Annotated in this window: 16 protein-coding genes; 12 read left to right on the plus strand and 4 right to left on the minus strand. The window is 74.0% G+C overall.

What is annotated here, in order from left to right; translation table 11 throughout:
• Nucleotides 1–271: 271 nt before the first annotated feature.
• The gene (locus tag ACZ4K2_RS06265; RefSeq protein ID WP_467474266.1) at nucleotides 272–3337 is read right to left on the minus strand and encodes a tetratricopeptide repeat protein; all 3066 of its coding nucleotides are present in this window, start codon (nucleotides 3335–3337) and stop codon (nucleotides 272–274) included.
• Nucleotides 3330–5171, minus strand: coding sequence for an HSP90 family protein (locus ACZ4K2_RS06270; RefSeq protein WP_467474267.1), 1842 nt, complete (start codon nucleotides 5169–5171; stop codon nucleotides 3330–3332). The genes ACZ4K2_RS06265 and ACZ4K2_RS06270 overlap by 8 nt, the downstream gene beginning before the upstream one ends.
• Before the next feature lie 195 nt (nucleotides 5172–5366).
• Between ACZ4K2_RS06270 and recG the strand changes: the two genes are divergently transcribed.
• From recG to mutM, 8 genes are all read left to right on the plus strand, one after another.
• A complete protein-coding gene (gene recG, locus ACZ4K2_RS06275) occupies nucleotides 5367–7577 on the plus strand; it encodes an ATP-dependent DNA helicase RecG (RefSeq protein WP_467474269.1) in 2211 nt (736 codons plus the stop codon).
• A gap of 111 nt (nucleotides 7578–7688) precedes the next feature.
• Entirely contained in the window at nucleotides 7689–8276 is a 588-nt protein-coding gene (gene rsmD, locus ACZ4K2_RS06280; protein WP_467474270.1) for a 16S rRNA (guanine(966)-N(2))-methyltransferase RsmD, read from the plus strand.
• A gap of 26 nt (nucleotides 8277–8302) precedes the next feature.
• The gene (gene coaD / locus ACZ4K2_RS06285) at nucleotides 8303–8782 is read left to right on the plus strand and encodes a pantetheine-phosphate adenylyltransferase (RefSeq protein ID WP_467474655.1); all 480 of its coding nucleotides are present in this window, start codon (nucleotides 8303–8305) and stop codon (nucleotides 8780–8782) included.
• Between the two features lie 57 nt (nucleotides 8783–8839).
• Nucleotides 8840–9934, plus strand: a complete 1095-nt coding sequence (locus ACZ4K2_RS06290; RefSeq protein WP_467474272.1) for an ATP synthase F0 subunit B — start codon at nucleotides 8840–8842, stop codon at nucleotides 9932–9934.
• Nucleotides 9935–10065: 131 nt separating this feature from the next.
• Nucleotides 10066–10719, plus strand: a complete 654-nt coding sequence (locus tag ACZ4K2_RS06295) for a YceD family protein (protein WP_467474273.1) — start codon at nucleotides 10066–10068, stop codon at nucleotides 10717–10719.
• Between the two features lie 2 nt (nucleotides 10720–10721).
• Nucleotides 10722–10895 (plus strand): 50S ribosomal protein L32, encoded by a 174-nt coding sequence (rpmF, locus tag ACZ4K2_RS06300; RefSeq protein ID WP_007493396.1) that lies wholly within the window; start codon nucleotides 10722–10724, stop codon nucleotides 10893–10895.
• 20 nt (nucleotides 10896–10915) lie between these two features.
• Entirely contained in the window at nucleotides 10916–11731 is an 816-nt protein-coding gene (rnc, locus tag ACZ4K2_RS06305) for a ribonuclease III (RefSeq protein WP_467474657.1), read from the plus strand.
• A 91-nt stretch (nucleotides 11732–11822) separates the two neighbouring features.
• Nucleotides 11823–12683 (plus strand): bifunctional DNA-formamidopyrimidine glycosylase/DNA-(apurinic or apyrimidinic site) lyase, encoded by an 861-nt coding sequence (gene mutM / locus ACZ4K2_RS06310; protein WP_467474276.1) that lies wholly within the window; start codon nucleotides 11823–11825, stop codon nucleotides 12681–12683.
• On the opposite strand, the gene ACZ4K2_RS06315 is transcribed toward mutM, so the two are convergent.
• Nucleotides 12656–13063, minus strand: coding sequence for a winged helix-turn-helix transcriptional regulator (locus tag ACZ4K2_RS06315; protein WP_467474278.1), 408 nt, complete (start codon nucleotides 13061–13063; stop codon nucleotides 12656–12658). The two genes, mutM and ACZ4K2_RS06315, sit on opposite strands and share 28 nt — an antisense overlap.
• Nucleotides 13064–13384: 321 nt before the next feature.
• Here ACZ4K2_RS06315 and ACZ4K2_RS06320 point away from each other — a divergent pair, with 321 nt between their 5' ends.
• Nucleotides 13385–14248 (plus strand): hypothetical protein, encoded by an 864-nt coding sequence (locus ACZ4K2_RS06320; protein ID WP_467474280.1) that lies wholly within the window; start codon nucleotides 13385–13387, stop codon nucleotides 14246–14248.
• Nucleotides 14249–14377: 129 nt separating this feature from the next.
• Nucleotides 14378–14884, plus strand: coding sequence for a GNAT family N-acetyltransferase (locus ACZ4K2_RS06325; RefSeq protein WP_467474282.1), 507 nt, complete (start codon nucleotides 14378–14380; stop codon nucleotides 14882–14884).
• A gap of 22 nt (nucleotides 14885–14906) precedes the next feature.
• Here ACZ4K2_RS06325 and ACZ4K2_RS06330 read toward each other — a convergent pair whose 3' ends face one another.
• On the minus strand, nucleotides 14907–16352 hold the full coding sequence (locus ACZ4K2_RS06330) for a CAP domain-containing protein (protein ID WP_467474284.1): 1446 nt from the start codon (nucleotides 16350–16352) through the stop codon (nucleotides 14907–14909).
• 137 nt (nucleotides 16353–16489) lie between these two features.
• Here ACZ4K2_RS06330 and ACZ4K2_RS06335 point away from each other — a divergent pair, with 137 nt between their 5' ends.
• Nucleotides 16490–16771 carry an acylphosphatase gene (locus ACZ4K2_RS06335; RefSeq protein ID WP_467474286.1) on the plus strand — a complete coding sequence of 94 codons (282 nt, stop codon included), beginning with the start codon at nucleotides 16490–16492 and terminating at the stop codon, nucleotides 16769–16771.
• A gap of 370 nt (nucleotides 16772–17141) precedes the next feature.
• The gene (locus ACZ4K2_RS06340; RefSeq protein ID WP_030346494.1) at nucleotides 17142–17345 is read left to right on the plus strand and encodes a hypothetical protein; all 204 of its coding nucleotides are present in this window, start codon (nucleotides 17142–17144) and stop codon (nucleotides 17343–17345) included.
• Nucleotides 17346–17509 lie beyond the last annotated feature (164 nt).

The following is a 17509-nucleotide window of genomic DNA, read 5'->3' on the forward strand; positions in this document are numbered from 1 at the left end:
CGGGCGACGAGCCCGGGTGGCGGACCCGGTGCCGCGGCCGACGCGCCCCGGCCGCGGCACCGGGTCCGACGGCCGTACCGGGTCCGGTGGGCCTACCGGGTCCGACGGGCGTGCCGGGCCCGATCGCCGCACCCGGTCCGTCCGCCTGGCCTCAGCCCGCCCGTCGGCAGACTTGCGGGATTCGGGCCGCCCGGCCGCAGACCTGCCGGACCCAGGCCGCCCGGCCCGAGCCCGCCTTGCCTCAGACCTCCGCGCTTCAGACCTCCGCGCCTCAGACCTCCGGGCCGGACCGCGCGGTGTCCGTCTCCAGCGTCCCCCCGGAACCGCAGGCCTCCCGCGCCGCCTCCAGCAGCAGGCCCGCCTCCGCCCGGCGCGCGCGGACGGTCCCGCCGTCCCCGTCCCCGTCCCCGTCTCCGTCATCGCCGAGACCGCCGTCGCCGGTGTCCGCGTCCGCGTCCGCGTACGCGGCGAGCACGGCACGCGCGTGTGCCGCCGCCCGTGCCGGACGGCCCAGGTCCGCCTCCAGCCGGCCCGCGGCCAGTTCCGCGCCGGTACGGTCGTGCAGCCCGGCCGCGCCGAGCGCGCCGAACACCGCCACGGCCCGGCCGGTCTGCTCCAGCGCCTCCGCGAACACGGCCCGGACCACCGCGTCCTCGGCCTCCCCGGCAACCGAACGGGCCAGCAGCTCGGCGAACTGGCGGTGCGTCGCGCCCAGCTCGGCGGCCGGCTCATCCCGGTCCGCCGGGTCCGCCGCCGACAGCGCCGTCTCGCACTCGCGGACCGCGGCCGCCATCAGCTCGCGCGCGTCCGCCGCCCCGGAGTCCCGGTCCAGCGCCAGCCAGGCGCGGGCGCGCAGCGAGCGGACCAGGAACCGCGTGTCGCCGAGCGCGCGCCACAGCTCCCCCGCGCGCGCGTAGGCCCGCTCCGCCTCCTCCGCCAGACCGGCGTGGCCCAGCGACTCGGCGGCGAGGTGGGCGAGCGTGGCGTGGTCCCGCTGCTCGGGCCAGTGCCGGGCCAGCTCGGCGGCCAGGAGCCACTGTTCGGCGGCGGCCCGGTGCTCGCCCAGCTCGCCCAGGCAGTCCCCGAGCCACCAGTGGGCCTGGACGACCACGCCGTCGCCGTGTGCGTCGGTGCTCAGGTCGGCCAGCGCGGACTCCAGCACCTCGGCGGCCTCCGCGTACCGGCCCTGGCGCAGCAGGAACCCGCCGAGCTGCTGCCGCGCCCAGCCGCCCAGGGTGGCGCCCTCACCGGCCTCGTCGGCCCAGTGCGCGGCCTCCAGCGCGTGCCCGGCCGCCTCACCGGCCGCGTCCCGGGCGCCGAGCACCTCGGCGAGCTGGAGGTGGAGCTGGGCCCGGCCGACCGGCTCCACGTACGGCCCGCCGTGCTCCAGGGCCGCCCGCAGCGCCCGTTCGGCCCCGGCCAGGTCGCCGGCCTGGTGGGCCAGCGCGGCGACCTGCACCTCGTACTCCACGGCGAACCAGGGCAGTCCGGCGGCCACGTACTCGGCGGCGGCCCGCCGGAACAGCCCCGCCGCCCGGTCCGCGTCCCCGGCCATCCCGGCCAGTTCGGCGAGCATCGCCCGCGCCTCGGCGGCCCGCGCGGCCGGCCGCACGTCGTCCCCGCCGTGCCCCTCGACGAGCGCGAGCACCTCCCGCGCGGCCGTCCCGGCGTCCGCGGCGGCCCGGCGGACGCCGTCGTCCGGACCGTTGCGGCCGGCGGCCTCGTGGACCCGGCGCATCAGGATCCGGGCCCGGCTCATCACCACGGACGCGGTCTGGCGCACCCCGGTGCCCTCGTCGGCGTACAGCGCGAGCACCTCGTCGTACAGGCCCGTGACCGTGGCCAGGGCCGGGGCCACCTCACCGGCCAGCGCCCGGACGTACGCCCCCCGCGCGCGGGCCGCCAGCGCCTCGCCCGGATCGCCCGCCGCCGCGTACAGCTCCGCCGCCCGCTCGAACAGGGGCAGCCCCTCGGGGCCGCGGGCCATCGCCTCGTGGTCCGCCAGTTCCGCCCGGTCCCGCGGTGCCAGTCCGGTGCCGTCCGGGGCGGCCCGCGCGACCGCCGCCCACGCCTCCAGGGCATGCGGCCGCAGGGTGTCCGACAGCCGCCGCGCCTCGGCGACCAGCTCCGCCGGCGACGGTCCGGCGGCCACCCCCGGCCCCTGCGCGGCGGGGCCCTCCGCGACCGGCGGGGGCACGGGGGCCGCCGGGACCGCCGTGGACCGGGCGGCCCGCACGCCCAGCGGCAGCCGCTCCACCAGCGGGCGCTGGGCCATCCGCGCGCGGACCCGGTCGCCGACCGACGAGGTGCCGTTGCGGCGGTCGAACCGCGCGGCGAGTTCCGTCGCCTCCACGCGCGCGTGCGCGGCCAGTTCCCGGGCGGTCCAGGTCCGCCCTGCGGGCCCCGGCACCCGCCGCCCACCGTGGCCCAGCCCGGTCAGCCGGTCCGCCAGCAGCGCCACCACGGCCAGGAAGTCGAGCCGGCTGCGCGGCTGCCCGGTGTCCGTGAAGTAGGCGGGCCGCTCCGCCAGCAGTTCGAGCCCGCGCGCCTCGTTGCCGGTCAGCGCGCAGAACTCCACGTGGTCGGCGTACGCGCCCCGCATGCTCTCCATGGGCCGCACCAGCCGGAAGCCGCGCAGGTGGTGCGCCCGGGCCTCGTCCACGCGGCCGAGGCGCAGCAGCGGGGCCAGCGAGGAGGCCAGCACGGTGTGCGGCTCGTGCGCGCAGGCGAACTCGCCCTCCAGCACCGGCCGCCACAGCTCCAGGGCCCGCGCGTCCCGCCCGCACCGGACCTGCCAGGCGCCCTGCCCGCGCAGCTCGCAGGCGTGGCAGTCGGCCATCGCGTCGCGGTCGGCGGCCAGCCACGCGGCGTACGCGCGCTCCGCGCGCGCGAGGTCCCCGACGTGCGCGGCCACCTGGAACTCGGCAGCGCGCACGGCCCGTTCGGAGTGCCCGGCGAGCCGGTAGCGGTGCGCCATCTCGCCGAGCCACCGCTCGATCGAGTCGAGCGGCACGTGCGGCTGGTCCAGCATGCCCGCCGACACCCACTTGAAGGTCCAGTGCAGCGAGTGCGCCTCGTACTCGTCGAAGTCCTCCGGCCGTTCGTCCCACATCCGCAGCAGCCGCGCGAACGGGACGAACATCCGGTCCTTCTCGGAGCTGTAGTTGTAGACCTTCAGCTGGTGCCCGAGCGCCTCGATGACCGCGAGCGGCACGTCCAGCCGCTCCGCCTCGGCGAGCAGCCGCTCCGCGCGCGCGTTGCGGGCCGGTCCCTCCGGCCGCTCGGCGTTCTCCGCCAGCGCCCGGCGCAGCCCGTCGAAGTCCGTGATCTCACTCACTGTCCGTCCCCTCCCCGTGGGTCGCCCAGGAGAGCAGCCCGATGAACGCCCGGTTCAGCAGCGCCGAGTCCGCCGGCCGCAGCGGGCGCCGCGCCATCAGCAGCGCCTGCCCGTACAGCGCCTCGGTCGCGGTGCCGATCAGCTCCGGATCGTCCAGCGCGCCGATGCGCCGGACGAGCGGGTTGAGGTGGTTGAGCACCAGACGCGCGCGCGGGGCGCCGCCGCGCAGCGAGCCCAGGATGCCCGCCCACAGGTCGTCGGCCCGCTCCTCGGCGTCCGCACGGGCCCGCTCGTGCCGGGCGGCCCGGTCGTCCAGGTGCAGCGCGGGCACGGACAGCGGGTGGAACGCCCGCAGCGCGACGTCGCAGCCCAGCGGGCCCAGCCGGTCCCGGGCGGCGGCCAGGAACCCGGACAGCGCCAGCTCCGCACCCGGATCGACCGGGTCCAGGTGCGCGGTCACGGTGTCCGCGTCCAGCTCGGCGACCACCGTCCCGGGCCGTACCCGCGGCAGCGCCTCGACCAGCTCGGTGTCGTACGTGTAGCCGCCGTTGACCACGCCGACGCCCTGCGCGGCGGCGATCGGCGCGACCTGCCGGTACTCCTCGACCGTCCGCGTGAAGTGCACCACCGGGTGCCGCCGGGCGAACTCCGCCAGGGAGATCCGCCCGTCGGTCGTCTCGAACGGCAGCCACGGCAGCATCGTCCGCAGCATCTCCGGGTCGTGCCGGGCGAGGGACTTCACGCCCAGGTGGTGCACGGCGAGGAAGTCCGCCAGCCGCTCGGGGTCGCCCGCCGCGAGCCCGGTGAGCCAGGCCCGGATCCGTTCGCCCAGCGCGTCCCGCACGGCGGCCAGGGTCTCGTCCTCGTAGAGCGCCTCGCGGGAGGCGGTCGGCCGCAGGCTGTCGGTGTCCAGCACGCAGCGCACGAAGAACGCCCAGTCCGGCAGCAACTGCTCGGCCCGCTCGGTGAGCAGCATTCCCCTCAGGTACACCCGGTGGGCCGCCCGCCGGGCCGGGCCGGCCGCCGCGGGCAGCACGTAGGCCACCCCGCGCACCCCGGCCAGCGGCACGTCCAGGTCGATCGAGTCCAGCGGGTCGAACCCGAACACCTCCCGGCAGTGCCGGGCGAGCGCCGCCCGCCGGGCGGCCGGACCGGGGTACGCGCGGTCCCACGGCGCGGGCGGCCCGGCGACCGGTTCGCCGTCGACCCGGACGTCGTACGGCAGCAGGGCGCCGAACTCCCGGGCCAGGGCACGGACCCGCCCGGGCGCGAGCCACTCGGCCGCCCCGGCCCGCGGCGTCAGGTACACGGTGGTGCCCGGTTCGGGCCGCTCCGCCGCGGGCAGCGTCCGCACGGTGTACGAACCGTCGTCCCGGGCCGTCCACTCCACCGGCGGGGCCCCCGGCACGGCGGCGCTGCGGCTGACGACCCTGATCCGCTCGGCGACCACGAAGCAGGCGAGCAGCCCGATGCCGAACCGGCCGAGGAACTCCGACCGGACCTCCGCGAGGCCCTCCGCCCGCTTGGAGCTGCGGCCGATGGTCGCCAGCAGGCTGTGCACGTCGGGCTCGGTGAGCCCGACACCGGTGTCCTCCACGCGCAGCCCGCCGTCCGCCGCGTACAGCCGCACCCGCGCCGGGGCGCCGGGGTCGGCGGCCCGCCGGGCGGTGACGGCGTCCACGGCGTTCTGCAGCAGCTCGCGCAGGTAGACCTTCGGGCTGGAGTAGAGGTGATGGGAGAGGAGGTCCACCAGACCGCGCAGGTCGACCTGGAACGTGTGAGGCGTACGGGGCGACGGCGATGCCTGGGACGGCTGTGAGGTCTGGGAGTCCATCGTCACTGCGCCGGCGGGGGAGCGCGTGCGGCGCGGGGTCGGGCGGTCCCGGCCAGGCGGTGACCGCGAAGGATGGCCAAAGCGCCATCCTAGGGCCGGATCAGCGCGGCTGACCAGGAGTTTCACCGATGTTCACCGCGTTCCGGGGGGAACCGGCGAGGCGCGGCTGCGGCATTGTCGGTGCCGTGGTGTGCAATGGATCCCGTGCCCGCACTGCAAGAACCGCTCAAGAAGGTGCTCGGCCCCGCCACCGCGAAGGTGATGGCCGAGCACCTCGGCCTGCACACCGTCGGCGACCTCCTGCACCACTACCCGCGCAGGTACGAGGAGCGCGGCCAGCTCACCCACCTCGCCGACCTCCCCATGGACGAGCACGTCACGGTGGTCGCCCAGGTCGCCGACGCCCGCCTGCACACCTTCGCCTCGGCCAAGGCCCCCCGCGGCAAGGGCCAGCGGCTGGAGGTCACCATCACCGACGGCAGCGGCCGGCTCCAGCTCGTCTTCTTCGGCCACGGCGTCCACAAACCGCACAAGGAGCTGCTGCCCGGCACCCGCGCGATGTTCGCCGGGAAGGTCTCGGTCTTCAACCGCCGCCTCCAGCTCGCCCACCCCGCCTACGAGTTGCTCCACGGCGACGGCGACGAGGCCGTGGAGACCTGGGCCGGGTCCCTGATCCCCATCTACCCGGCCACCGCCAAACTGGAGTCCTGGAAGATCGGCAAGGCGGTCCAGACGGTCCTGCCCAGCGCCCAGGAGGCCCTCGACCCGCTCCCCGGCTCCCTGCGCGCCGGCCGCGGCCTGGTCCCGCTGCCCGAGGCCCTGCTGAAGATCCACCGGCCGCACACCAAGGCCGACATCGCCGACGCCCGCGACCGCCTGAAGTGGGACGAGGCCTTCGTCCTCCAGGTCGCGCTGGCCCGCCGCCGGCACGCCGACACCCAGCTCGCGGCCGTCCCGCGGCGGCCGAAGCCCGACGGCATCCTCACGGACTTCGACGGCCGGCTGCCGTTCGCCCTCACCGAGGGCCAGCGGAAGGTCTCCCGGGAGATCTTCGACGACCTGGCGGCCGAGCACCCCATGCACCGGCTCCTCCAGGGCGAGGTGGGCTCGGGCAAGACCCTGGTCGCCCTGCGCGCCATGCTCGCCGTCGTCGACGCGGGCGGCCAGGCGGCCATGCTCGCGCCCACCGAGGTCCTCGCCCAGCAGCACCACCGCTCGGTCACCGAGATGATGGGCGACCTGGCCGCGGCGGGCATGCTGGGCGGCGCCGAACACGGCACCAAGGTGGTGCTGCTCACCGGCTCGATGGGCATGGCGGCCCGCCGCCAGGCCCTGCTCGACCTGGCCACCGGCGAAGCCGGCATCGTCATCGGCACCCACGCCCTGATCGAGGACAAGGTCAGGTTCCACGACCTCGGCCTGGTCGTGGTGGACGAACAGCACCGCTTCGGGGTGGAACAGCGCGACGCGCTGCGCGGCAAGGGCAAGCAGCCCCCGCACCTCCTCGTCATGACCGCCACCCCCATCCCGCGCACGGTCGCCATGACGGTCTTCGGCGACCTGGAGACCTCGGTCCTGGACCAGCTCCCGGCCGGCCGCTCCCCGATCGCCAGCCACGTCGTCCCCGCCGCGGACAAGCCCCACTTCCTCTCCCGCGCCTGGGAACGGGTGCGCGAGGAGGTGACCGCGGGCCACCAGGCGTACGTGGTCTGCCCGCGCATCGGCGACGAGGACGACGACCCGAAGAAGGCGGCGGCCAGGAAGAAGTCCCCCGAGGACGAGGCCGAGAAGCGGCCCCCGCTCGCGGTGCTCGACGTGGCCGGCCAACTGGCCGCGGGCCCGCTGCGGGGACTGCGGGTGGAGGTCCTGCACGGCCGCATGCACCCCGACGACAAGGACGCCGTGATGCGCCGGTTCGCGGCCGGCGAGGCGGACGTCCTGGTCGCCACCACCGTCATCGAGGTCGGCGTCAACGTCCCCAACGCCACGGCCATGGTCATCATGGACGCCGACCGCTTCGGCGTCTCCCAGCTCCACCAGCTCCGCGGCCGGGTCGGCCGGGGCTCCGCCCCCGGCCTGTGCCTGCTGGTGAGCGAGATGCCCGAGGCGAGCGCGGCACGCCAGCGCCTGAACGCGGTCGCCGCCACCCTCGACGGCTTCGAGCTCTCCCGGATCGACCTCGAACAGCGCCGCGAGGGAGACGTCCTCGGCCAGGCCCAGTCCGGCGCCCGCTCCAGCCTCCGGGTCCTCGCCGTCATCGAGGACGAGGAGGTCATCGCGGAGGCCCGGCAGGAGGCGGCCGCGGTGGTCGCGGCGGACCCGGAACTGACCGGCCTGCCGGCCCTGCGCACGGCCCTGGACGCCCTCCTGGACGAGGAGCGGGAGCAGTACCTGGAGAAAGGCTGACAAGGGGGGACGCGGGACGCGCGCGCCGGGGCCCGCCGGGTGCGTCCGCCGCCGCACCCGGCGCGACCCGTCACACTGGAAGCCGTAGCCGCTCACGACCAAGGACCCAAGATGACCCGCGTGATCGCCGGCGCAGCCGGCGGACGTCGCCTCGCCGTCCCCCCGGGCACCGGCACCCGACCGACCTCCGACCGCGCCCGGGAGGGTCTCTTCTCCACGTGGCAGTCCCTGCTCGGCGGACCCCTCGACGGCGAGCGGGTCCTCGACCTCTACGCGGGCTCCGGCGCCGTGGGCCTCGAAGCCCTCTCCCGGGGCGCCGGCCACGCCCTGCTGGTCGAGGCGGACGCCCGGGCGGCCCGCACGGTGCGGGAGAACGTGCGCGGCCTCGGCCTCCCCGGCGCCGAGGTGAGGGCGGGCAAAGCGGAACAAGTCATTCGCACCGCACCCCCCGAGACCCCGTACGACCTGGTCTTCCTCGACCCGCCGTACGCCGTCACCGACGACGATCTTCGGGAGATCCTGCTCACACTCCGCTCGGAACGCTGGCTCACCGATGAAGCCCTCGTCACCGTGGAGCGCAGCACCAGAGGCGGCGTGTTCGACTGGCCGGACGGCTTCGAGGCGATCAGGTCCCGTCGCTACGGCGAGGGAACGTTTTGGTACGGTCGCGCCGCCTCTACGTGCGAAGACGCACGATGACCGGACCGGAGAGCGAGGGATCACGAGTGCGCCGCGCCGTCTGCCCCGGGTCGTTCGACCCGATCACCAACGGACACCTCGACATCATCGCCCGGGCCTCCCGGCTCTACGACGAGGTCTACGTCGCGGTGATGATCAACAAGTCCAAGAAGGGCCTGTTCGAGATCGACGAGCGGATCGAGCTGATCCGCGACGTCACCTCGGAGTACACCAACGTCCGCGTGGAGGCCTTCCACGGCCTCCTCGTCGACTTCTGCAAGCAGCGCGACATCCCCGCCATCGTCAAGGGCCTGCGCGCCGTCAGCGACTTCGACTACGAGCTCCAGATGGCCCAGATGAACAACGGCCTCACCGGCGTCGAAACGCTCTTCGTGCCCACCAACCCCACGTACAGCTTCCTCTCCTCCTCCCTCGTCAAGGAGGTCGCCGCCTGGGGCGGCGACATCTCCCACCTGGTGCCCGCCCAGGTCCTCCAGGCCCTGAACGCGCGCCTCGACAGGGGCTGATGGGGCTACAGTCGTCCCGTCCGTCTCCAACCCGGCTGTAGAGAGTGGCGAGCACAGGTGGACGTGCAGAAGAAGCTCGACGAGATCGTCTCCACGGTCTCCGGGGCCCGGTCCATGCCCATGTCGGCGTCGTGCGTGGTCAACCGCGCCGAGCTGCTCGCGATGCTCGAAGAGGTGCGCCAGGCGCTGCCCGGCTCCCTCGCCCAGGCGCAGGAGCTGATCGGCGACCGCGAGCAGATGGTCGAGCAGGCCCGGCGGGAGGCCGAGCGGATCATCGAGAGCGCCCGCGCCGAGCGCGGCTCGCTGATCTCCGGCACCGAGATCGCCCGCCAGTCGCAGGACGAGGCCGACCGGATCGTCACCGAGGCCCGCCAGGAGGCCGAGGAGATCCGCGCCGAGGCCGACGACTACGTCGACTCCAAGCTCGCCAACTTCGAGGTCGTCCTCACCAAGACCCTCGGCTCGGTCGGCCGCGGCCGGGAGAAGCTCCTCGGCACCGGCCCCGGGGTCGACGAGAACGGCTACGAGGACGAGGACGCCCCCGAGCGCAGCCACGACCCGGAGACCCTGCGCCACAACGCCGACCAGTACGTCGACGTCAAGCTGGGCGCCTTCGAGGCGGTCCTCGCCAAGACCCTTGAAGCCGTCGGCCGCGGCCGGCAGAAGCTGCACGGCCGGATCGCCACCGACGACCTCGGTGCCCTCGCCGACGACACCACGACCTTCCAGCACTCCAGCGACGCCGACTACCTCGCCGACCTCGCGGCGCTCGCGGACGTCGAGCGCACGCCCCGGCGGCAGCCGGAACTGGCACGGCCCGCGCAGCCGCAGCCCGCGCAGCCCTCGTTCGAGCCGCAGCCGGCCTACGGCTACGAACAGCAGCCGGAGCCGTACGCGGACTTCCCGCGGCAGCCGCAGTACGCCCCCCAGCAGGACCCGTACGGCTACCAGCAGGCCGAGCCCTACGCCTACCAGGGCTACGAGGCACCGCAGGGCGGCTACGACCCCCAGCAGCCCCACGCGCAGCAGCCCCAGCGGCAGCCGGAGCAGCAGGCCCAGCAGGGCTACGCGCTCGACGAGACCAGCCTCTTCGACACGAGCATGATCAGCGCGGATCAGCTGAGGGCGTACGAGCAGGGCCGGGGCCTGTAGCCGGGGACCGGATTGGGCGCTGAGCGAAAGGTCCAGTATCCTGGCTCTTCGGTCGCGCGTATGCCCGCGATCAACGCTGCCCGGAACACCGACGGGCGGCGTCCCTCCCAGCTCGTAGATCGAAAGCAGGAATGGCCTCCAACGCCCGCCTCGACCACCGCAACCCCCTCGTGTTCGATACGCACGAGCTGGGTCGGCGTCCTGGCGCGCTCCAGCGCCTGACCCGCACGATCGACGCCCCCGCCGACCTCGGCATCCAGGGGGTCATCGGAGTGCCGACAGGCGCCCCGGTGGAGCTCGAACTCCGGCTCGAGTCGGTCATGGAAGGGGTGCTCGTCACAGGCACCGCCCGTGCACAGGCCGAGGGGGAGTGCGTAAGGTGTCTGGAGCCGGTCGGGCTGGAGCTCGAAGCGGACTTCCAGGAACTGTTCTCGTACCCTGACGCCGACGACCGGGGCCGCGTGATCGCGGAACCGGGCGACGACGCCGAGGACGACGAGGACAGGTTCTACCTCGAGGACGGACTGTTCGACCTCGAACCTCTGCTGCGCGATGCGGTGGTGCTCGCACTGCCGATGCAGCCGGTGTGCCAGGAAGGCTGTCCGGGCCTGTGCTCCGAGTGCGGAGCGCGGCTCGCGGACGACCCGGACCACCACCACGACGCCGTCGACATCCGTTGGGCGGCTTTGCAGGGACTCGCCGGTTCACTCGAAGACGGCGAGAAGGACGAGATGAGCGGCGGCGCGCCTCAGTCAGCACGCGCCGACGAGAAGCAGGAGAAGTAGCCGTGGCTGTTCCGAAGCGGAAGATGTCGCGCAGCAACACGCGCCACCGCCGGTCGCAGTGGAAGGCTGCGGTCCCCACCCTGGTTGCGTGCGAGCGCTGCCACGAGCCCAAGCTGCAGCACATCGCGTGCCCGTCTTGCGGCACCTACAACAAGCGCCAGGTCCTCGAAGTCTGAGCGGGCTGGTGAGAGGCACTGTGTCCACGGCGAAGAAGCACGGCCAGGCGGACAACCAGGCCTCGTCCCACACGCTTCTGGAAGGGCGGCTCGGCTACCAGCTCGAGTCCGCCCTTCTGGTGCGTGCGCTGACCCACCGCTCCTACGCGTACGAGAACGGCGGTCTGCCGACGAACGAGCGTCTGGAGTTCCTCGGGGACTCCGTACTCGGCCTCGTCGTCACCGACACGCTGTACCGCACCCACCCCGACCTGCCCGAGGGCCAGCTGGCCAAGCTGCGGGCCGCGGTGGTCAACTCGCGTGCGCTGGCGGAGGTCGGCCGCGGCCTCGACCTGGGCGCCTTCATCCGGCTCGGCCGTGGTGAAGAGGGCACGGGCGGCCGGGACAAGGCGTCCATCCTCGCCGACACCCTGGAAGCGGTGATCGGCGCGGTCTATCTCGACCAGGGCCTCGACGCGGCCTCCGAACTGGTGCACCGCCTGTTCGACCCGCTGATCGAGAAGTCCTCCAACCTGGGCGCGGGCCTGGACTGGAAGACGTCCCTGCAGGAGCTGACCGCGATCGAGGGACTCGGCGTACCCGAGTACCTGGTCACGGAGACCGGCCCCGACCACGAGAAGACCTTCACTGCTGCCGCCCGCGTCGGAGGCGTCTCGTACGGCACCGGCACCGGCCGCAGCAAGAAGGAGGCGGAGCAGCAGGCCGCCGAGTCCGCCTGGCGGGCCATCCGGGCCGCGGCGGACGAGCGGGCCAAGGCGGCCGAGGAGGCCACCGAGGCCGCGCGGGCCGCCGAAGCCGCGGCCAAGGACGGCGACGCGTCGTCCGCCACCGCCTGATCAGCAGCACCCGAGCGCCCGCCCCGGCCGTCCACGCCGGCGCGGGCGCTCGGCTCATCCACCGGTCCGTACGGTTCTGACGGGGGTCCCGATGCCCGAGTTGCCCGAGGTCGAGGTCGTCCGGCGCGGCCTGGAGCGCTGGGTCGCCCACCGGACCGTCGCCGAGACGGAGGTGCTGCACCCGCGTGCCGTGCGCCGCCACCTCGCCGGGCCCGACGACTTCGCGCACCGGCTCAAGGGCCACCACATCGGCGCGCCCTGCCGGCGCGGCAAGTACCTGTGGCTGCCGCTGGAGGAGACGAACCAGTCCGTCCTCGCCCACCTCGGCATGAGCGGCCAGCTCCTGGTCCAGCCGCACGACGCCCCGGACGAGAAGCACCTGCGCATCCGCGTCCGGTTCGCCGACTCGCTCGGCACGCAGCTCCGCTTCGTCGACCAGCGCACCTTCGGCGGGCTGTCGTTGCACGACAACACCCCCGACGGACTGCCCGACGTCATCGCGCACATCGCCCGGGACCCGCTCGACCCGCTCTTCGACGACGACGCCTTCCACCAGGCGCTGCGCCGCAAGCGGACCACCATCAAGCGGGCCCTGCTGGACCAGTCCCTGATCAGCGGGGTCGGCAACATCTACGCGGACGAGGCCCTGTGGCGCGCCCGCATCCACTACGAGCGCCCGACGGCCCACCTCACCCGCCCGGTCACGGCGGAACTCCTCGGCCACGTCCGGGACGTGATGAACGCGGCCCTCGCCGTCGGCGGCACCAGCTTCGACAGCCTGTACGTCAACGTCAACGGCGAGTCCGGCTACTTCGACCGGTCCCTGGACGCGTACGGCCGTGAGGGCCTGCCGTGCGGGCGCTGCGGCACCCCCATGCGCCGCCGGCCGTGGATGAACCGGTCCAGCTACTTCTGCCCGAAGTGTCAGCGGGCGCCGCGCGCCTCGTCGTAACGCGTGCGGGCGGCGAGGACGTCGTCCATCGAGCCCTCCACGCAGTGGATGAGCGCCAGCAGCCGCTCGGTCACCCGGCGGCCCAGCGGGGTCAGCTCGTAGTCCACGCGGGGCGGGTTCGTCGGCTGCGCCTCGCGGTGCACCAGCCCGTCCCGCTCCAGCGCGTGCAGCGTCTGGGACAGCATCTTCTCGCTCACCCCGTCGACGCGCCGGCGCAGCTCGTTGAAGCGCAGCGAGCCCTCGTGCAGCGCGCCGAGCGTCAGCCCGCCCCAGCGGCCCGTGACGTGCTCCAGCGTGCCGCGTGACGGGCATGCCCTGGCGAAGACGTTGTACGCGAGGTCGTCGTGGTCCCGAGTGGGGTCCTGGAGGGGCGCGCTCATGTACGCAAGGGTACGCCCGCACAGCGCTTACCGCCAGATTGCACTAACGGATGGTTAGTGCACTCCCCTCGCCGTTGCTCCGGTACTTCCAGAGGCTCGCCGGCGCGCCGGGGTGGCGGCGCCCCCGTACCACCGGCCGCCCGGCCCCCTCCCGTCGGCCGTCGGACGGAAACGGCTACCCCGTCCGAGGGGATCGTCCGTTCGAGCCGTCACCGCAGGTGCCGGCGCGGGCAGCATCAACCCCGCTCCCCCCGAGACGCGACACCACGACTCCGACCCGGGAGCACCCCGCGGATCCGCGAGCCCGAAGGAGCCCCGTTGATGTTCACCCGCAAGCCATCGGCACTCATCGCCCACGCCCTGTGTGCCGGAGCCCTCGCGTCGGTCGTGGCCACCGCCACGCCCGCGGCGGCCCAGACCGATGTCCCCTGCAGCGCGGCCGCCCTGTCCGCCGCCATCACCGCGGCCAACGCCTCCGGGGGCGGAAACCTGGTGCTGTCACCGGGCTGCGGCTACGTGCTGACCTCCCCGCTGCCGGACATCACCAGCACGATCTTCATCAACGCCCGGAACAGCACCCTCACCCGCGGCTCCGCGGCCCCCTTCGGCATCCTGTCCGTCGCCCCCAACGGCAACCTCTCACTCACGGACGCCACCCTCACCAACGGCGACGCGCCCGACTTCGGCGGCGGCATCGCCAACCGCGGCAGGCTGAGCGTGACCCGCAGCGCCATCGTCGCCAACCACGCCAACTTCTCCGGCGGGATCGGCGGCGGCTCCGGCTCCGTCACCCGGATCGAGGACACCCGCATCATGGGCAACACCGCCAACGTGAACGGCGGCGGCGTCGCCAACGACGGGTTCATGACCATCATCGGCAGCCGCATCATCGGCAACCGGGCCATCGGCGGGTCCGGCGGCGGTGCGGCCAACGACGGCACCCTCCAGATCACGAAGACCAACGTGAACGAGAACATCGCCCACCGCGCCGGCGGCGTCGCCAACTTCGGGGGCGGCTCGATCACCCTCACGTCCAGCAACGTCAACAGCAACGTGGCCGACGTCGCCCCTGGCGGCGCCCTGAACGCCGGCGGCACCATCACCCTGATCTCCAGCAGGGTGAACGGCAACGTGCCCACCAACTGCGCCGGCAGCGACATCCCCGTCCCGAACTGCAACGGCTGACCCCGGACCGGCCCCGTCCGGCGCGACGCCGGTTCCCGTCACGGTCCCGGTCGCCCGGCCGGGACCGTGACGGGTCGGCACCCCGAAAAAGCCGGAGACCCCGCGCCCGGTCCTGTGGAGACTGGGCGCATGACCCAACTGAGCGAACCACCGCGTCTGGTCTGGCCGACGGCGACGGTACGGGAGTCGTACCTGGCCGGTGAACGAGCCGACTGCCTGGCGGCCGGACGGTCCACCGACTGGATCGGCCCGGCGGCCGACGACTTCGACGCCTACGTCGCGCAGCGCCGGGGCGTGCGGACCCGCTGGGAGGTGCCCAGCACCATGTTCTGGTACGTCTCCGGTGAGCACTACCTCGGCACGCTCGTCCTCCGGCACCGTCTGACGCCGGAACTGGCCGAGGCGGGCGGCCACATCGGCTACCACGTGGTCACGCCGTGGCGCCGGCAGGGCCACGCGACGAACATGCTCGCGGCCGGGCTGGCGGAGTGCCGGTCGCTCGGCCTCGATCGCGTGCTGCTGACCTGTGCGTCCGACAACGAGGCGTCCCGCCGCGTCATCCAGGCCAACGGCGGCAGTCATGACGGCCGGGCACGAGGTGAGGACCGGTTCTGGATCACCGTCCCACGCCCGTGACCACGCGGCGCGCCCCGTCGCCTCAGTAGCCGAACTCCTGCGTCCACCAAGGCCCGCCCGGGCCGAAGTGGACGCCGACGCCGAGGGTCTCGAAGCCGCAGTTCAGGATGTTGGCGCGGTGCCCGGCGCTGTTCATCCAGGCCGTCACCACGGCGGTCGCGTCAACCTGGCCCCTGGCCAGGTTCTCGCCGCCGAGACCCGTGATCCCGGCCTTCGCGGCCCGGCTCCAGGGCGTTCCGCCGCCGGGGTCCGTGTCGCCGAAGAAGCCGCGCGCGGCCATGTCGTCGCTGTACGCCTCGGCCAGCCCGGTCAGCGCGGAGTTCGCCGCGAGCGGGCGGCACCCGGCCTTCGCCCGCTCGTCGTTGACCAGGCTCAGCACCTCGGCCCCGGCGGTCGCCTCCAGCGGCACCGTCACCGGCGCGGAGGTCGGCGACGGCTTCCCGGTGGCCGTACGGGACGGGGTGGGGCTGGGCTTCGGCCGGACCGACGTGGCGGAGGCGGACGGCCTGGGCCCGGCCGGCGTCGAAGGGGCGGCCGGCGTCGACGGCTCGGGCTTGGTGGGGGCCGAAGGGCTGGCCGGTGCCGACGACTCGGGTGCGGCCGGTACCGAGGGCCGGGCGGACGCGGACGGCCCGGGCCTGGCCGGCGCCGAGGGCGCGGCCGTCTTCGACGCCTTGCGCTCGGCCGGCGCCGACGGCTCGGGCGGCTTGACGGGCGCGGACGGGCGGGCGGACGTGGACGGCTTGGCGGGCCCGGCCGCCGGCGCCTGCTTCTCCGGGGTCCTCCTCGGCGGGGCGATCTCGCGGGGCGCCTGCTTCGAAGGGGAGGAAGGGGAAGCAGGGGAGGACGACGGGCTCGTCGCGCCGGACGGCTCCGTGCCACCGGTGGCCGGGCCGCTCGTACGGCCGCCCGTGCGGGCTCCGTCGCCGGTGTGGGCGCTGCCCGAGGTGCCGCCCTGCGGGCTCTCCGTGTTGCGCGGCGCCGCCGCGGTCCGCACCCGGTCCCCGCCGGCGGGATGCGCACCGCCGCCGAGCCGGTCAAGGCCGGGCAGCACGCCGGTCGCCACCGCGACCGCGCCCAGGGCGACGGCGACGGCGATGCCGAGCAGACCCGCGCGCACCGGCCGCCCGGCCCTGGTGCGCCGCCGGTGGCCGGGGGAGGGACCGTCCTCCGGGGCGGAGCCACCGCCGGAACCGTCGGAGCCGGGGTCCGGGACCGGGCCGGGCGCGGCCTGCGGACCGTCCCCGTCCGCCGAGAACAGGTAGGCCCGCGCCTTGGCGGTGGCCTCGGCGTACGCCTCGGGGTTCAGGTAGGGCGCGGTGCCCATGGGCATCGGACGCGGCCCGGCGGAGGGGGCGGACGCGGGCGGGCCGTCGTCGCTCCCCGTACCGGAAGTCTGCGGATGCGTGACGCCCGTGACGTGGCCCCCGGCGGCGCGGCCGGCGGCGGAGCGTCGGTGGCGTCCCATGTCCCTGTCCTCTTCCTCCGCCGAGCGAGTTCCTCCGCCGAGCGAGTTCACAACTGCGATGTACCGCGTCCGGACGGTACCCCATGGCGCCCGGGGACGATGTGTCCCGAGTGGCACCGGCCGGTTAGGTTGCAGCCATGAGTGAGGACGTTCGACTGATCGCCTGGGTGCGTGGACACGTGCAGGGTGTGGGTTTCCGCTGGTTCACGCGCGCCAAGGCGCTGGAGATCGGCGGGCTGAGTGGCTTTGCTCTCAATCTGGCCGACGGGCGGGTGCAAGTGGTCGCCGAGGGGCCGCGGGAGTACTGCGAGGGGCTGCTCGACTGGCTCCAGGGCAGCGACACGCCCGGGCGCGTCGACGGTGTCACCGAGATCTGGGACACACCGCGCGGCGGCTACGACGGCTTCGCCATCCGCTGATCCGGTTCCGCCGGGTCCGCGGGCCGAACCGCCGGTGGCGCATGCGGAAAGCGGAAACGCCCTGGTGGTTGCCAAGACGGGCGCGGCATGGCAGGCTCCGCAGGTACTGCTGGTCGCCACGCCCCGAGGGCCCGGAGGAATCGCAGCGCCGCCGCTTTCCCGGCCGCTCGCCCCGGTGAGCCCACCAATACGGGGCGTGATCGTGTTGACCGTCAAACTTTTTGGTGAGACGCTGAAAGCCCCGCGCACCTTAGCTGTTTGGCATGGAGCAACAGCAGAGCAACACCCGGATGTGCCAAGCACCGCGGGTGCGAATCCCTCACGACCCACACCGCATCGGTCGGTCACTCATTGTGGAGGACCATCCATCATGGCAAAGGCGCTTCTCGGTTACGTCGGCGGCTCCGACCCTCGACTCCTCGCCGAGATGCGACGGTTGCAGCAGCGTGTCCAGGACCTGGAGTCCGAGCTCGGACGCATCCAGGCGGAGAACGAAGCGCTGACGGCCGCCGCCTCTCAGGACAGGATCATGGAGAGCATCGACGCACACCAGGCGGAGCCTGCGCTGACCTGATCACTGTGCCGCTCCCCGGCAGTGTCAGAGATCGGGCTGCCCCCATCAACCGCTCAGTTGATCCATCCGGCTGCGAACCGGCCGGCAGATTTGCAAGGGACGCTTCGGCGTCCCTTCGTTTTTTCCCCCCACATCCTTTCACTTTCTTCAACATCTGGTGTGCC

This window comes from Streptomyces sp. NPDC025833, from assembly GCF_055558055.1.

Bases quoted from the DNA above. Each gene is read 5' to 3' on its own strand.
- ACZ4K2_RS06270 (WP_467474267.1), bottom strand. From the start codon at position 5,171: ATGGACTCCCAGACCTCACAGCCGTCCCAGGCATCGCCGTCGCCCCGT.
- recG (WP_467474269.1), top strand. From the start codon at position 5,367: ATGGATCCCGTGCCCGCACTGCAAGAACCGCTCAAGAAGGTGCTCGGC.
- rsmD (WP_467474270.1), top strand. From the start codon at position 7,689: ATGACCCGCGTGATCGCCGGCGCAGCCGGCGGACGTCGCCTCGCCGTC.
- ACZ4K2_RS06295 (WP_467474273.1), top strand. From the start codon at position 10,066: ATGGCCTCCAACGCCCGCCTCGACCACCGCAACCCCCTCGTGTTCGAT.
- mutM (WP_467474276.1), top strand. From the start codon at position 11,823: ATGCCCGAGTTGCCCGAGGTCGAGGTCGTCCGGCGCGGCCTGGAGCGC.
- ACZ4K2_RS06315 (WP_467474278.1), bottom strand. From the start codon at position 13,063: ATGAGCGCGCCCCTCCAGGACCCCACTCGGGACCACGACGACCTCGCG.
- ACZ4K2_RS06320 (WP_467474280.1), top strand. From the start codon at position 13,385: ATGTTCACCCGCAAGCCATCGGCACTCATCGCCCACGCCCTGTGTGCC.
- ACZ4K2_RS06325 (WP_467474282.1), top strand. From the start codon at position 14,378: ATGACCCAACTGAGCGAACCACCGCGTCTGGTCTGGCCGACGGCGACG.
- ACZ4K2_RS06330 (WP_467474284.1), bottom strand. From the start codon at position 16,352: ATGGGACGCCACCGACGCTCCGCCGCCGGCCGCGCCGCCGGGGGCCAC.
- ACZ4K2_RS06335 (WP_467474286.1), top strand. From the start codon at position 16,490: ATGAGTGAGGACGTTCGACTGATCGCCTGGGTGCGTGGACACGTGCAG.
- ACZ4K2_RS06340 (WP_030346494.1), top strand. From the start codon at position 17,142: ATGGCAAAGGCGCTTCTCGGTTACGTCGGCGGCTCCGACCCTCGACTC.